The 14674-nt window shown below is 67.6% G+C and carries 13 protein-coding genes; 7 read left to right on the forward strand and 6 right to left on the reverse strand.

Annotated elements, in window-relative coordinates:
* The first annotated feature begins 13 nt into the window (after positions 1–13).
* On the forward strand, positions 14–1783 hold the full coding sequence (argS, locus tag LZC94_01400; GenBank protein ID WXB15935.1) for an arginine--tRNA ligase: 1770 nt from the start codon (positions 14–16) through the stop codon (positions 1781–1783).
* A gap of 236 nt (positions 1784–2019) precedes the next feature.
* Complete coding sequence (locus tag LZC94_01405; GenBank protein ID WXB15936.1) at positions 2020–2220, forward strand: hypothetical protein; 201 nt, start codon at positions 2020–2022, stop codon at positions 2218–2220.
* A gap of 3 nt (positions 2221–2223) precedes the next feature.
* Here LZC94_01405 and LZC94_01410 read toward each other — a convergent pair whose 3' ends face one another.
* Positions 2224–3045 (reverse strand): MerR family transcriptional regulator, encoded by an 822-nt coding sequence (locus tag LZC94_01410; GenBank protein WXB15937.1) that lies wholly within the window; start codon positions 3043–3045, stop codon positions 2224–2226.
* A gap of 114 nt (positions 3046–3159) precedes the next feature.
* On the opposite strand from LZC94_01410, the gene LZC94_01415 reads away from it, so the two are divergent.
* Both LZC94_01415 and LZC94_01420 read left to right on the forward strand, forming a co-directional pair.
* Entirely contained in the window at positions 3160–4431 is a 1272-nt protein-coding gene (locus tag LZC94_01415; GenBank protein WXB15938.1) for an RNA polymerase sigma factor, read from the forward strand.
* Positions 4432–4514: 83 nt separating this feature from the next.
* Positions 4515–4976 carry a J domain-containing protein gene (locus LZC94_01420; protein WXB15939.1) on the forward strand — a complete coding sequence of 154 codons (462 nt, stop codon included), beginning with the start codon at positions 4515–4517 and terminating at the stop codon, positions 4974–4976.
* Positions 4977–4992: 16 nt separating this feature from the next.
* On the opposite strand, the gene ribA is transcribed toward LZC94_01420, so the two are convergent.
* Entirely contained in the window at positions 4993–5763 is a 771-nt protein-coding gene (gene ribA / locus LZC94_01425) for a GTP cyclohydrolase II (GenBank protein WXB15940.1), read from the reverse strand.
* A 185-nt stretch (positions 5764–5948) separates the two neighbouring features.
* Between ribA and LZC94_01430 the strand changes: the two genes are divergently transcribed.
* Together LZC94_01430 and LZC94_01435 are read left to right on the forward strand one after the other, a co-directional pair.
* Positions 5949–7130: an ABC transporter substrate-binding protein gene (locus LZC94_01430; GenBank protein ID WXB15941.1), complete on the forward strand. Its 1182-nt coding sequence runs from the start codon at positions 5949–5951 to the stop codon at positions 7128–7130.
* 70 nt (positions 7131–7200) lie between these two features.
* On the forward strand, positions 7201–10128 hold the full coding sequence (locus LZC94_01435) for a hypothetical protein (GenBank protein ID WXB15942.1): 2928 nt from the start codon (positions 7201–7203) through the stop codon (positions 10126–10128).
* Positions 10129–10266: 138 nt separating this feature from the next.
* Here LZC94_01435 and LZC94_01440 read toward each other — a convergent pair whose 3' ends face one another.
* Genes LZC94_01440 through LZC94_01455 form a run of 4 tightly spaced genes read right to left on the reverse strand, consistent with a single transcriptional unit; the run spans position 10267 to position 13327 of the window.
* Positions 10267–11271 (reverse strand): hypothetical protein, encoded by a 1005-nt coding sequence (locus tag LZC94_01440; protein ID WXB15943.1) that lies wholly within the window; start codon positions 11269–11271, stop codon positions 10267–10269.
* Positions 11272–11278: 7 nt separating this feature from the next.
* Positions 11279–12079 (reverse strand): alpha/beta hydrolase, encoded by an 801-nt coding sequence (locus LZC94_01445; GenBank protein ID WXB15944.1) that lies wholly within the window; start codon positions 12077–12079, stop codon positions 11279–11281.
* Between the two features lie 14 nt (positions 12080–12093).
* Entirely contained in the window at positions 12094–12633 is a 540-nt protein-coding gene (locus LZC94_01450) for a sulfite exporter TauE/SafE family protein (GenBank protein WXB15945.1), read from the reverse strand.
* Entirely contained in the window at positions 12620–13327 is a 708-nt protein-coding gene (locus LZC94_01455; GenBank protein ID WXB15946.1) for a DUF899 domain-containing protein, read from the reverse strand. Before LZC94_01455 ends, LZC94_01450 begins: the two co-directional genes overlap by 14 nt.
* A 125-nt stretch (positions 13328–13452) precedes the next feature.
* On the opposite strand from LZC94_01455, the gene LZC94_01460 reads away from it, so the two are divergent.
* Positions 13453–14673: a helix-turn-helix domain-containing protein gene (locus LZC94_01460; protein ID WXB15947.1), complete on the forward strand. Its 1221-nt coding sequence runs from the start codon at positions 13453–13455 to the stop codon at positions 14671–14673.
* Position 14674: the final 1 nt, after the last annotated feature.

Genomic DNA, 14674 nt, shown 5'->3' on the forward strand with positions numbered 1-14674 from the left:
ATGAGTGAGGCGCATGTTCGATCCGTTGGGAGAATTGGGGAGCCTGGTTCGGGCTGCCGCCGTGACCGCGTTGGGGCCGGAGTTCAGCGATGTGGATCCGCAGGTGCGCCGCGGGCAGCATGGTGATGCACAAGCGGATCTCGCGCTGGGGCTCTCGAAGCGCGCGCGCAAGGCTCCCCGCGCCATCGCCGAGAGCATCGTGGCCGCGCTCCCGCCCAACGATTTGATCGAGCGGGCCGAGATCGCCGGGCCGGGCTTCATCAACTTTACGTTCGCCTCGCCGTGGCTGGCGAAGGCGGCGACCCGCTTGCTGGACGATCCCCGCCTGGGGGTTCCGCAAGCGGCGACGCCCGAGCGGGTGGTCATCGACTACTCGGCGCCCAATGTGGCGAAGGAGATGCACGTCGGGCACCTTCGGAGCACCGTCCTGGGCGATGCGCTGGCGCGGCTCTTCGAGTTTCGCGGCCATACGGTCATCCGCCAGAATCACATCGGGGACTGGGGAACGCCCTTTGGGATGCTCATCGAGCACCTGATCGATCTCGATGTGAAGGTGGGGGACGCGAGCAGCGAGCTCGCGCTGGCGGATCTGTCGTCCTTCTACAAGGCGGCGCGAAAGAAGTTCGACGAGGATCCCGCCTTCGCCGACCGCTCGCGGCGGCGCGTGGTCGCGCTCCAGGGCGGCGATGCGGAGACCTTGGCGCGGTGGCGCACGTTGGTCGACATTTCGACGCGCTACTTCGAGACGGTGTACGAGGCGCTCGACGTCACCTTGCAGCGCAAGGACGTGGCGGGCGAGAGCCTCTACAACGACAAGCTCGCGCCCCTGGTGGCGGAGCTCGAAGCGAGCGGCCACGCGCGCGAAAACGACGGCGCCTTGTGCGTCTTCCCCGCGGGCTTCACCAACAAAGAAGGCGAGCCGCTCCCGCTCATCGTCCGAAAGTCGGACGGGGGATTCGGCTACGCGACCACCGATCTCGCGGCCATCCGCTACCGCCTCTTCGATCTCGGCGCGACCCGGCTCCTCTATGTGGTCGGCGCGCCGCAGGCACAGCACTTCAGCATGATCTTTACGGCCGCGCGCGAGCTGGGCTGGCTCAAGCCTTCCGCGCGCGCCGAGCACGTGGCCTTTGGCTCCGTCCTCGGGCCCGATCGACGCATGCTCCGCAGCCGCGAGGGCGACGCGGTGCGCTTGGTCGATCTCGTCTCGGAGGCCATCGCGCGCGCCGAGTCGGTCCTCGCGACCAAGGCCCCCGATCTGGACGCGGAGACCCGCGCCAAGGTCGGCAAAATGGTGGGCGTAGGCTCGCTCAAATACGCCGATCTCTCCAGCGATCGCGTGAAAGACTATGTCTTCGACGTGGACCGCATGGTCTCCTTCGACGGAAACACCTCCGGATATTTGCAGTATGCCTATGCCCGGGTGCGCGCCATCTTTCGAAAGGTGGAGGGCTCGGTCCCTGTTTCCGGTTCGTTGGGGCCCGTGGTGCTCGCCCCCGCCGCCGACAACGATGCTGCCGCCCGTGCCGAGCGCGCGCTGGTTCTGAACCTGCTCGCGCTCGCCCCCGCGGTGCAGATCGTCGAGGACCTGCTGGAGCCGCACCGCCTGGCCGGGTACCTGTACGAGCTCGCCACCTCGTTCACCTCGTTCTACGAGAAGTGCCCCATCCTCTCGAGCACCGGTGAGCTGCGCGCCTCGCGCCTGGCCTTGGCCGAGCTCACCGCGCGCACCCTGTCGCTGGCGCTCGGGTTGTTGGGCATCTCCGTTCCCGAGCGGATGTAGCGTTCGTTCCATGAGCCCGAGCCCGGTGCACGGACACCTGGCGCATGTTCAGGTGCGATAGTCCGTTTGCGCCAAAGCTCGTCGCGAATGGGCTGTGCTCGTATTTCGATCGTTTGGTCCGCAATCTCCGTTTGGGCGCGGTCGACGGGATCCTCGTGCAAGCACGAACCCATTTCCGTTGGCCGCTCCTTTTGGCCATCTCCGGATGCAATGCGGCAGTGCCTCAGGCTCCTCAAGTGCCAACGGGGCCGCGCGCGGCGCAGCCGGCCGAGGCATCACGACCGGTGGTGGTCGAGAGCAAGCCGATCGTGATCGTGGTGGTCATTCCGCACGGCGATGACCATCGGGTACCGCGTCACGCGTTCGCGTGCGATCCCGAGGAGGACCGCGCGCCGCCCATCAAGGAGAAGCGCGGCCTGCCGGGGTCGGGACTGTAGGCGTCATCGAGCGATCGGAATCTGCAGCTCGACGGTGTTGAGCTCCGGATCGTTGTTGCAGCTCATCTCGAGGTAAAGCTCGCGGCCGTAGCCGGCCAGCTTGTAACCGCTGTCCTCGATCCATCGAAGCAGCGATTCGTATACGGGGCCCACGTCGTTCATGCTGCCGTGGTGCACCACCGATGCGACCTCGATGACCGGCAGCTCGAGGCTCTGGACCCGCGCGGTCGAGGGCACGTCTTGCGCGCCAATGTCGAAGCCCGCGTGCACGGTGACCGTCCCGTCCTCCGCCGGCTCATCGTAGTAAGCCACCATGATCCCCGGGCGCGCCTGCGAGCGCCCCACGTGTTCGAGCACCTCGGGCACGAGCTGCATGAACACCGGGCGAAGGTTCTCCGGGGTGAGGCCCGACGCGCTGCCCGCGGCCTTGGCGATGCGCAGGGGCTGCGTCTTCTTGAGGACGATATTCGGTTCGGACATGGCATTTTTCCCTTCCAGCGATCGCAAATAGGCTTCCACCCGCCGCAAACGGTCCTGATCCTCGGCCACGGCTCGTTCGATCTGTGCCCGCCGCAGCTCGAGCATCCCCCGCAGCTGCTCGATCGAGGGCGCCTTCTCCAAGAGCGGTCCAATCTGCTCGAGGCCAAAGCCGAGATCGCGGAGGGCCATGAGCCGCTGCAAGCGCCCCAGCTGCCGTACGCTGTACGAGCGGTATCCGGTGGACGCATCCACGTGCTCGGGGCGAAGCAGCCCGAGCTGGTCGTAATGCCGCAGCATGCGGGGTGAAACATGCGCGAGTCGGGCGAATTCTCCGATGTTCAACATGATGCAGAGGGATAAGGCTTCACACAGTGTCAAGGTCAATGCCGAAAATGGGGCGGCGACGGGGCCGCTGCGCATCGGTCTTGCATTGGGCGGCGGAGATGCTCTGATCAGACGGTGCAGATTGCCAACGAGACACATCGTGCGATCAACGCGGTCTGGAGAATCGAGTCGGCTCGGCTCATCGCCGGCCTGACCCGGATCGTGCGCGACGTCGGCGTCGCCGAGGAGCTCGCCCAAGATGCGCTGGTGGCCGCGCTGCAGCAGTGGCCGCAGTCGGGGGTGCCGGACAATCCGGGCGCTTGGCTCATGGGCACCGCCAAGCACCGCGCCATCGATCACCTGCGGCGCGGCAAGCGGCTGGAGCGAAAGCACGAGGAGCTCGGCCACGAGCTCGAATCCGATCGCGATGCCACGCCCGATCTCGAGTCGGCCATCGACGATGACATGGGCGACGATCTTCTGCGCCTGGTGTTCATCTCGTGCCACCCGGTTCTCTCGACCGAGGCGCGGGTCGCGCTCACATTGCGTCTGCTCGGCGGCCTGACCACCGAGGAGATCGCGCGCGCGTTTCTCGTCCCCGAGCCCACCATCGCCCAGCGAATCGTTCGCGCCAAGCGCACCTTGGCCGATGAGCGTGTCCCCTTCGAGGTGCCGCGCGGCCCGGAGCTCGAGGCGCGTTTGTCCTCGGTCCTCGAGGTGCTCTACCTCATTTTCAACGAGGGCTACTCGGCCACCGCCGGCGACGATTGGATGCGGCCCGCCCTGTGCGAAGACGCGCTCCGCCTCGGGCGCATCCTCGCCGAGCTCACCCCGAACGAGTCGGAGGTGCACGGTCTGGTGGCGCTCATGGAGATCCAAGCGTCGCGATCCGCGGCGCGGGTGGGGCCCTCGGGCGAGCCGATTTTGCTGTTCGAACAAAATCGCGCGCGCTGGGATCAAGTCCTCATCCGCCGCGGTCTTGCGGCGCTCGAGCGCGCCGAGAAGCTCGGCACCCTCGGTCCGTACGCGCTGCAAGGTTCGATCGCCGCGTGCCATGCGCGCGCCCGCACCCCGGGGGAGACGGACTGGGTGCGCATCGCGGGCCTCTATGCCTCGCTGGCGGAGCTCACGCCCTCGCCGGTGGTGGAGTTGAACCGCGCGGTGGCGCTCTCCATGGCGTATGGGCCGGCCGCGGGCCTGGCGCTGGTCGATACGTTGGTGTCGGATCCATCCCTGGCGCGCTACCACCTGTTGCCGAGCGTGCGGGGGGATCTGCTCGTCAAGCTGGGTCGCACCGAGGAGGCGCGGATCGAGTTCGAACGCGCGGCGTCCCTCACGCGAAATGCCCGCGAGCGCGACTTTCTCCTGGAGCGCGCGGCGTCTTGCGCACGATCTGCGCAATCGTAGCCTTGTCTGGGTATACGTAGGCGATTGTCGTGCGTGGAATTTTGCAGTCGTGTCACGCAGGCGACTTTTCCGGTCGACCTCGGATGACTAAGAACGTCCACGTGACCTTCGACGAAGCCATGAGTGAGCTTGGAGTTCCAAGAGGCTCCACCCCCGCGACCGTGCGCCGCGCGTACCTACGACTCTGCAAAACACGCACCCCCGACATCGATCCCGAAGGCTTCGACCGCCTTCGCCAAGCCTACGAGATCTGCCGCGCGCTCGCCTCGCATGTCGAGACACCACCTTCGAGCGTGAGCCCTCTGTCCTCGGGCATGTTTGGAGCGCTCGCGCACATCGAGCGGCCCGATGTGCCGGCGCCCGAGATCACTCCGCCGCCGCCGGATTCGTTGCACGCGCTCACCCCGGGCATGCCCTCGCGGTTTGCGCAGACCCTTCGAGGCGCGCCCGAGCCCGAGGCCCCTCCGGTCAGCGACTTCCGTTGGTTTTATGTGCCCATCGCCGCCACGGTCCTATGGGTCGTGTTTCAGCTTTTGACGAATTAGCGCGCGCAATCGAGGCTCACGGGGCGGCGGGGCGGCCATCCTCGGCGATGACGACGACCGGATCGTCTTGCTCGGCGATGTGCGGCTTGCCGTCCAGATCGATGAAGTGGCCCGAGCGGTTCGCTTTGGTCTCCAGGTAGAAGCGATTGTGCTCGTTGGCGGGGATCACGTGCGGGATGCGCGCGGCCACCGTGACGCCATGGTGTTCGAGCTCGGCGAGCTTCTTGGGGTTGTTGGTGAGCAACCGCACGGAGCGGATGGTGAGGCTCTGCAGCATGTGCGCGGCGATGGCGTAATCGCGTTCATCGTCGCGGAAGCCCAGCGCCACGTTCGCATCGACGGTGTCGAAGCCGCGATCTTGCAGCTGGTACGCGCGGATCTTGTTGAGCAGCCCGATGCCGCGCCCTTCCTGGCGCAAGTACAGGAGCACGCCGCAGGGCTCCCTTGCGATGCGCTGCAGCGCGAAACCGAGCTGATCGCGGCAGTCGCATCGGAGTGAGCCCAGCGCATCGCCGGTGAGGCACTCGGAGTGAAGGCGGGTCATCACATTGGCCGCGCCGAGCACATCGCCATGAACGAGCGCCACATGCTCCTTGCCGTCGCGGTTGTTCCAGAACGCGACGATGCGAAAGCGCCCGAACCGGGTCGGCAGATCGGCGACGGCTTCGATTTTGACGCAAACTCTGTGCGGGCCGAACCCCGCGCAGTCGTGATCGCGATCGCGGGCGACGAGATCGTCCAGGCGGGTGATGGGGGGCGGCGGCGTCTTGGTAGATGGCGTAGGCATCGTCGGTGTCCGGGCAGTCTTACGAGAATGGTGCGAGCATTCGGGTGCGCTCGCAACCAGTGTGAGCATCCATTGCCCACCGCGACAACGAGGAACGTCCCGGCGAGCTTGCTTCGGGATGTGCGAGCGGCCTGCGGGCGGCCCGGATGGATGCTCGATGGCGCGGCGTGACAGAATGTGCGCGCATGCCTCGCCTCCGACTTTCGCGCGCCCCGCTTCTTTTTGCGCTCGCCGTGGCCCTCGTCCTCGCGTCGTTTTCGGAGCGCGTGCGCGCGCAAAACGAGCGAAGCGCGCGAAACGAGCGAAGCGGGAGAACGAAGTTGCGCGTGCTCGTGCCCGACGGCGACAACTTGCAGTACATGGCCTTCTGGCTCGCCAAGGGAGCCGGTTACTTCGAGGAGGAGGGGCTCGACGTCACGCTCGTCATCCCGCCCTCCCCGCGGGGCACGCGCACGTACTTCGACGAGCATCGCGCGGACGCGGCGGTGCTCCCGCCGCCCATGTACCTCGAGATGATCGCCTCGCGCATGCCGGTCGTCCTCGTGGCCAACCTGCTCAAGAACGATCCCATCGAGCTGGTCGTGCGCCGTTCCATTCTCGAGGAGCGAAGGCTGTCCGATGCGCTTCCCTTGCGCGATCGGCTCGCGGGGTTGCGCGGCCTGCGCTTGGGGATCGCGCCGCATCCGCCCACCCGCCTTCGCGCGCTCTTTGCCTCGCAAGGGCTCGACCCCGAGGACGTGCTCTCCATCGTGACCCTCCACGGCAACGAGCAAAACGAAGCCTTTCGTGCGGGCAAGGTGGACGCGCTCTACGCGCACACGCCTTATGTGGAGCAAGCCATCGTGCGCGACGACGCCGTGGTGTTGGTCAATCAATCGGCGGGCGAGGTGCCGGTCTTGAAGGATCGCCAGATCCACGCCTTTGCCGTGGAGCGAAGCTTCCTCGCATCGCACCGCGACGCGGTCATCGCGGCGGTGCGCGCGATCGGCCGCGCCGAGAGGCTCCTGCATGGCGCGCCGCGCGAAGCGGTGGACGTTCTCGCCCGCACCTTCCCATCGCGCGATCGCCGCGAGCTTACGACGATCGTGGCACTCTACGTGCCCGCCATTCCCGAGGCACCGGAGGTCAAGGTCGAGCGGATTCCTCTGGCGCTGACATTTTTCCCTGCCGGTATGAAGGCACCCGAGCTGTCGGGCATCGATATCGGCGAATATGTCGATACGACAATCGCGGAGCGCGCGCGCCTTCGGAACCCATACCGCGGGTGGATGATTTTCGGAGGGGTCTCGATCGCGCTCCTTGGCATGGTTGCCATTCTCCGCGTCCGCGCGCGCCGGCGCTTGCCGGGCGCCGGCTGGACAGGTTAAGAAACTTTACTAACTATTCGAGCTGAAGTTCGGACGTTCACCCAGCGGTTCCAAACGAAGGGGTTCGAGCATGGACAGGTCCAGAATCGGCAGGTTGGCACCGTACGCCGTGACCCTCGGCGCGTTCGTGGCGTGTTCGACGCAAACGCCATCGTCATCGGGCGGTCTTTCGTCCGAGGAGAGCTTCTTGCTCCAGGATCTCGAGGATGACCATGACGCGCTCGCGCACGAGGACGGGCGCGACGATGATGCGGTGCGCGGGTTTTTGCCCGTGACCCTCGGGCTGCGCGGCTGGCATGTGCAGAGCAGCGCGGTCGCCTCGCAGCCCGCCGAGCAGATTTCGCGCCCGGGGTTCTCCACCGCCGGCTGGCTGCCCGTTCGGCCAGATGACGCAGGCGCGCCCGGCACCGAGATCAACGCGCTGGTGCAGAACGGCGAGTGCCCCGAGGTGTTCTTCTCCGACAATATGCGCAAGTGCTTTGGCTACATGCCGGTGCGCGGTCCGGTGACGGTGGCGAGGTTCGCGGTGCCCTGGTGGTTCCGCACCGATTTTACGGTGCACGTCGAGCGCGGCCAGCGCGCCAAGTTGATCGTCCCCGGCGTGGTGGGCGAGGGCGATGTTTGGGTCAACGGCGAGCTGGTGGCGAGCCGCGAGATCGTGACCGGGGCCTTTGCCGGGCACACCTTCGACATTTCGCGGCTGGTTCGCCCGGGCAAGAACACCTTGGCGATCAAGATGTACCCCAACGATCCCAACTCCATGTTCACGCTCGACAACGTGGACTGGACGCAGATCCCGCCCGACAATCAAACGGGTATTCAGTTCCCCATCCAGCTCCAGGTCACCTCCAAGCTCTCGGGCACCAACGCCCACGTGGTGCAGCACAACGCACCGGATCTGAGCAGCTCCGCGTTGACGGTGAAGGTCGATGTCACCAACGACTCCCACCGCGAGCAAGAAGCCGTGGTGGGCGCCGCGGTGATCGCACCCTCGGGCGGCGGGGCTCCGATCCTGGTGCGGCAGAAGGTCACCGTGCCGGCGCGCTCGACCAAGACCGTGTCCTTTACGCCGGACCATTACCCGGGCTTGAACATCGCGCGGCCGCGCGCCTGGTGGCCGTATTTGCTGGGCGATCAGCCGCTCTACACGTTGCGCACGGCGGTCTTTCACGATGGAGAGCCGGTGAGCCGCACCCGCGACACCTTCGGCATCCGCACCGTCAACTCGCGGCTCATCGGCGCATCGCCCCAGGCGCCGCAGGGCGCGCGCATCTTCGGCATCAACGGCAAAGAGTTCGTCTTCCGCGGCGCCGGCTATGCGCCGGATCTGCTCTTGCGCTACTCCAAGGCCGATATCGCCCGCCAGATCACGTTGATCAAGAACCTCGGCTTGAGCGGCATCCGGCTCGAGGGCCACGATATGCCGCGCGACTTTTACGATCAATTCGACCGGGCCGGCATTCCGATCATCGGCGGCTTCACCTGCTGCAACCGATGGGAGCTGCCCGCCGACGGGGCAGGGGTGACCGAGCGCGATTACCGCGTCATTCACGACTCGTCGTACAGCATCGGGCAGCTCGAACGAAACCACCCCAGCGTCATCAACTACGGCTGGAGCGACAACGAGCCCATTCCGCGGCAGGAGGCCGAGTCGCTGCGCGGCTTTGCCGAGGCGGACTTCGATGTCCCCATCGTGGCGTCGGCCGAATACAAGAGCACCCCGACCCTGGGCCCGTCGGGCGAAAAAGAGGGCCCCTACGATTGGGTGCCCCCCAGCTACTGGTACGATACGACGCACTTCAGTCCGGGGGATCCGAGCCGCACCAACGCGGGCGGTTCGTGGGGCTTCGGGAGCGAGCAGAGCGCGGGGCACACGGTGCCGACCTTGGACTCCATCCGGCGGTTCCTCTCGCAGAACGAGCAGGACAAGCTATGGCGGCAGCCAGACTACAATCAGTACCACGCCAACTTCGAGCCCGGGTACTGGGGTTACCAGTTCGGCACCTTGTTCGTCTTCGACAAGGCGCTCGCCGCCCGCTACGGCCAATGGTCGGACTTGGAGTCGTACGTCAAAGAGGCGCACGTCGCCAACTACGAGAACGTGCGCGCGGAGTTCGAGTCGTTCATCGAGCACTCCACCGATCCGAACAACCCTTCGACGGGCGTCATCTATTGGCAATTGAACAAGGGCTGGCCGACGTTGCTCTGGTCGCTCTACAACTACGATGGCGATCAGCCGGGCAGCTATTTCGGCGCAAAGGAAGCCAATCGCCCGCTGCACGCGCTGTACGCGTACGACAAAAACACGGTGACCGTGGCCAACCTCGGCGCGCGGATCGAGCGGGATCTGTCGGTGCAAGCGCGGGTGTACGATCGCGATGGGAACGTGCTGGACGATCAAACGGCGCGCGGGATCGCGCTGGACAGCCAGCAGGTGAAGAACAAAGTGCTCACCTTGAAGGTCCCAGCGGCCACCACGCCGCCGGCGCCCGCGCGTGTCTTCTTCGTGCAGCTGTTGCTGCGCCAGGGCGGGAAGGTCGTGGACCGAAATGTCTATTGGCGCTCGACGCAAGAGGACGTGGTGGATTGGGAGAAGAGCCTCGGCAAGCCGCAGGCGACCCTTTCGCAATATGGGAATTTGCAGGATTTGAAGGGCCTGCCAAAGTCGGCGTTGAGCGTGGTGGCCGATACGCGGCGCGGGCACGGGCCCAATGGCGCGAACACCGTGACCTCGGTGACCGTGACGAATACGTCGAGCAAGCCGGTGGTCGGCTTCTTTCTGCGCGCGGACGTGCGCCGGGGAACGCCGGGCGGCGCGGAGCTTCCGGGCGACAATCAGGTGCAAAATGCGCTCTGGGACGATAACGACATTACGTTGTGGCCCGGGGAGTCGCAGGTGCTCCACGCCGTCTACGACGCCGGCGATTTGAAGGGCGCGGCGCCGGTGGTGAGCGTGACGGGGTGGAACACGGACCGGATCGTGGTGCGGGCGCCCTGACGGAAGACGGCCGGACCGCGGTTTTCGGAGTCGGACCTGCGCGCGCTCGTGCGCGTGCAGGTCATGCCGCGGCGGCGGATGGAGTAACCGGTGGGGCGTCGCACCCGCGGAATCCGCGCCGCGAACCGTGGGGGCGCGCTAGCGTGGCGCGCGTTTGACGATGGCTGCTTCGGCGCGGCGCGCGGCCTCGAGTCGGTCTTTGGCCTCGCTCAAGTTGGCGGCTGCCGCGTCGTTTGCGCGGCGGGCTTCGTCGGCGGAGGTGCGGGCGCTCTCCGCGCGATCGATGGCCGCGCTGGCGTCCTTTGCCGCCTCGCTCGCCTCGTGTTTCGCCCGCGCAAGGGCGGTTTCGGCCGCCTTGGCGACCTCCGCCAGCCTTCGCGCGCGCGTCTCGGCGTCTTTTGCTTTTTGCCCCGATTCGTCGGCCGCGCGGTGCGTCGCGCGCACCCGCGCCTCGGCGCGCTCGGCGTCTCGTTGCGCTTCGGTGACGCGGGCCTCCGCCTCGCGGCGAGCGTCGGCTGCGGCCTTGCGCCGTTCTTCGAGCGCCTCCTCGCTGCGCTTTGGCGGAGGGGCGGGGGCCTTCGCCTCGGGCGCTTTTTCGGGGGGCGCCTTGACGGCTCGGAGCGGACGGGCCGGCGCCGGGGGCCCGGCCTCGCCGAGCACCTCCAGCAACGCATCGAAGCCGGGTGGCGGAAGCTCGCGTGAGAGGCGCCCCGGCACCGCGCCGTCCCAGCGATTCAAGGTCGAGATGGACGTGAGCGTGTCGCCGACGCGCGCCAGCGTCGTTTCGGAGGCCGGCACCCCGGCTCTCTCCAGGAGCCCCCGCGCGGTGCGGGTCATCGCATCGATGGCCGCGCGCTGCGCTTGCTGCGCCGCGAACAAATCGCGCACCCCGCCCGGTCCTTTGCGGTGCGCATCGCGCAAGGTCGCGCCGATGGCGAGCAGCGCGTCGAGCTCGCGCTTCGCCGTTCGGTGCAGCTGATTGACGGCCCACGCGGCGGGGGTCGGCTTGGGGATCTTGGCGACGAGCGCCGCGCCGTCTTTGTCGCCGGCCTTCTTCGCGCGCACGGCGAGCGCCTTGCGGGCCTCGAGAAATTCGGCCGGGGCGACCGCGTACAATGCGTCGATTTCGTCGTCGAGGATCAACTCGGCCCTAGGCGTGCCGCTCCGCGAAGGTGAAGATAGCGGACACCACTTGATCGGGATCGGTGTCGATGGCCATATGGCTCTGCCCGTGCAGTGGAATGACCTCCGCGTCCGGGATTCGTTTGGCCACGGCCTCGGCGGCGGGCCGGAAATACGGCGGGCTCACCGTTCCCAGGAGGATGCGCACGGGCACGGCGATCCTGGAGAGGCGGTCCGTGATGGCGAAGCGCTCCACGGAGTCCAGCTCGCGGACGAGCGTGTGCGCGGCGGCGAGGCGCGCTTGCCAGATGGGCGTGCGCTTCATGGCGGCGAGATCGGCCGGGGACGAGTGGATGACCTCGCGAAAGAACGTCTCCAGGAGCCCCTCGGGATCGCCCGTGGCGCTCACGGAGCGAAGGCGCTCCAAGATCTCCGGCGGGGTGACCGCATGGCCGGGGGTCGATGCGGGCGGCTCGTAAAGGACGATGGCCCGAATGGAGTCCGTGAGCAAGGCGGCGCCGAGGGAGCACAGGGCGCCATAGGAATGTCCAACGAGGTACACGTTGGGGCCGACGGCGTTCACGATGGCGGCGATGTCCTCCGCCTCGCGGTCGATATGGTATGCGCCGCCCTCTTTGGTGCTCAGACCTCGCCCCCGGCGATCCACGGCATGAACCGTGAACCGCTCCGCGAGCCGCGCGCGAATCGGGAGCCAGCGGCTTCGATCCGCGGTCGTCCCGTGCACCAGCACCATCGGCGGGCCTTGGCCAAGCGTCTCGAAGCCGACGACGGTCCCGTCCTGTGATTCGACCGAATTGAATGCGCCCATGGGCGCATGCTAAATCAACGCGGGCGAACGCGCACCCTTCGTGCGAGATACGCCATCGCGGCGAGCGATACCAGCGCGAGGCCCACGCCGAGCGGAAAGAGCAGCGGGGCCACCATGCCTGCGGTCGCCGTGCCCAGCCCGATGAGCGACAGGTACGCGGCGACGCACAAGGGGCATTTCGGCATCAAGGTCGCCGCGAGGCCGAGCACGAATCCGACCCCCGAGCCGGCCATCGCGTGCGTCCCTTTGCGCGCCGCGCCTTGCCCATGGCGCGCGTCGCTCGCCGCGTTTCGGCCGTCGCCCGCGTTGCTCGCGGCGTTTCGGCCGTCGCCCGCGTCGCTCGCGGCGTTTCGGCCGTCGCCCGCGTCGCTCGCCGCGTGCCGGCCGTCGCCCGCGTCGCTCGCCGCGTCCCGGCCGTCGCTCGCCGCGTCCCGGCCGTCGCCCGCGTTGCTCGCCGCGCCTTGCCCGTGGCGCGCGTCGCTCGCCGCGTTTCGCGCGTCGCGCGCCGGTGTGTCAGCCCCCGTGCACGCCGGGCACCCATTATCCGACGGCATATTGATCCCGCAGCTTCACCCAGCTCATCGGCCCGTTCGACGTTTCGTCGCGTCCTTTGGGCACCAAGTCCAGGTAGTGGTAGGCGGTATTCATCATTTCGATGCCCCGCGCGTAACACGAATAGGTGTGGAATACGGAGTCGCCGTCTTTGGCAAAGACGCTGATCCCCGGCATATCGGGACCGTGTGCGTCGAACGTGCCATAATTGTACTGGATGGACCCCGTGCCCAGATCGTCGGACGAGAACGACACGCCGTAGTCGTAATTGAAGCGGCCCTGCCCGGAGGACACCCAATCGAAGCTCCAGCCCATACGCTCGGCGAACGCCCGCAGCTTGGCGAGCGGCGCGCGCGAGATGGCCGTAAAGGTCACGTCGCGCTGGTTCAAATGCGCGACGATGCCATTGAAGTTGTCGGCCCAATACGAGCAGTTTTTGCACGCCGCTTGCGACTCCGGCGCGAACATGATGTGGTAGACGACCAGCTGGCTCCGCCCTCGAAAGAGATCGGCCAACGTCTCTCGGCCGTTCGGCCCCTCGAAGACGTAGGGCTCCTCGACCCGCACCCACGGCATCTTTTGCCGCTCGGCGCTCAGCCGATCGCCGAGGCGTGTGAACTCTTTCTCTTGGTCGAGGAGCCGTTTGCGCTGCTCGAGCCACTCGGCCCGCGAGACGATCCGTTTGTTCTTCATCATGCGAAACAGGTAGCGCGCGGCCCCCCGGCGCGGGAGTGACAAGGGTGGCGGGATTTCCTGGGCTCCCGCGCCACCCCGCTCGGAAGCGATGGACATCGCCCGCGATCGGCGGCAAAACCGCCCACATGGACTCCCTGATCAACGCCGCGGCGCGCTCCCTCGCCCAAGGCGACGCGCTCTCGGCGCTGAAGCGCGTATCGCTTCGCGACGACGCGCCCGCGCTCGCGCTGCGGGGGATTGCCATGGCGCAGCTCGGCGAGTTCGACCGGGCCAAGGTCCTCTTGCGAAGGGCGTCGCGCGCGTTCGGCGCCAAGGAGCCGGTGGCGCGGGCGCGCTGCGCCATCGCCGAGGCGGAGATTGCCTTGGCCGCGCGCGATCTGAGCGGCTCCGAAAAGGCGCTCGCCGCGGCCGCCGACGTGCTCGAAGCGCACGGCGACCGCGCCAATGTCCTCCATGCCCGCCTGGTGTCGATCCGAAGGCTCCTGCTCATCGGCCGCCTGGCCGACGCCGAGCAGGCCGTAGGTCACCTCGATCTGCGCGACGCTCCGCCCATGCTGGCGGCCGTGGCCGAGCTCTTGAGCGTCGACATCTCCGTGCGAACCTTGCGCACGCGCCCTGCGCGCGCCGCGCTCGCTCGCGCCGAAAAGGCGGCGCTGCGCGCGCGCATTCCCTCGCTGCTGGCGGAGGTGGAGACGGCGCGGCGGGCCCTCGAAAAGCCGGCCGCGCGCCGGGTGGCGCGGGGCGAGGAGAGCGTGCTCCTTCTGCACGACGTCGAGGCGCTGCTCGCATCGAGCGCCTTCGTGGTGGACGCCTGCCGGCACATGGTGCAGGAGGCCGAGCGCAGCGTTCCGCTGGCGCGCCGGCCCGTTTTGTTCGCCTTGGTGCGCACCTTGGCCGAAGCATGGCCCGACGATGCGCCGCGCGACACCTTGATCGCGCGGGCCTTCGGCGCGGTCCGCTTCAACGACTCGCACCGCGCGCGCTTGCGGGTGGAGATGGGCCGGCTGCGCCGGAGCCTTCGCGCGCTGGCCGAGCTCGAGGCCACCCCGCGCGGCTTCGTGCTCCGCCCGCGCCGCGCCACGAAGGTCGTCGTTCTTTTACGGCCCGTGGAGGACGAGCACGCGGACGTGCTCGCCTTGCTGGCCGACGGGCAATCCTGGTCCAGCTCCGCCATCGCCCGCGCCCTCGGCGCCAGCCAGAGGACGGTGCAGCGCGCGCTCTTCTCCCTCGAGCTCCGCGAAAAGGTGCGCTCTTTCGGCCGAGCCCGCGCCCGCCGCTGGCTCGCCCCGCCCATCACCGGATTCACGACGGCCTTGTTACTCCCGGCCCCTCTGCCCGTCGATTAAG

The sequence above is a fragment of the Sorangiineae bacterium MSr11954 genome (assembly GCA_037157815.1).
GTDB lineage: Bacteria > Myxococcota_A > Polyangia > Polyangiales > Polyangiaceae > Pendulispora > Pendulispora albinea.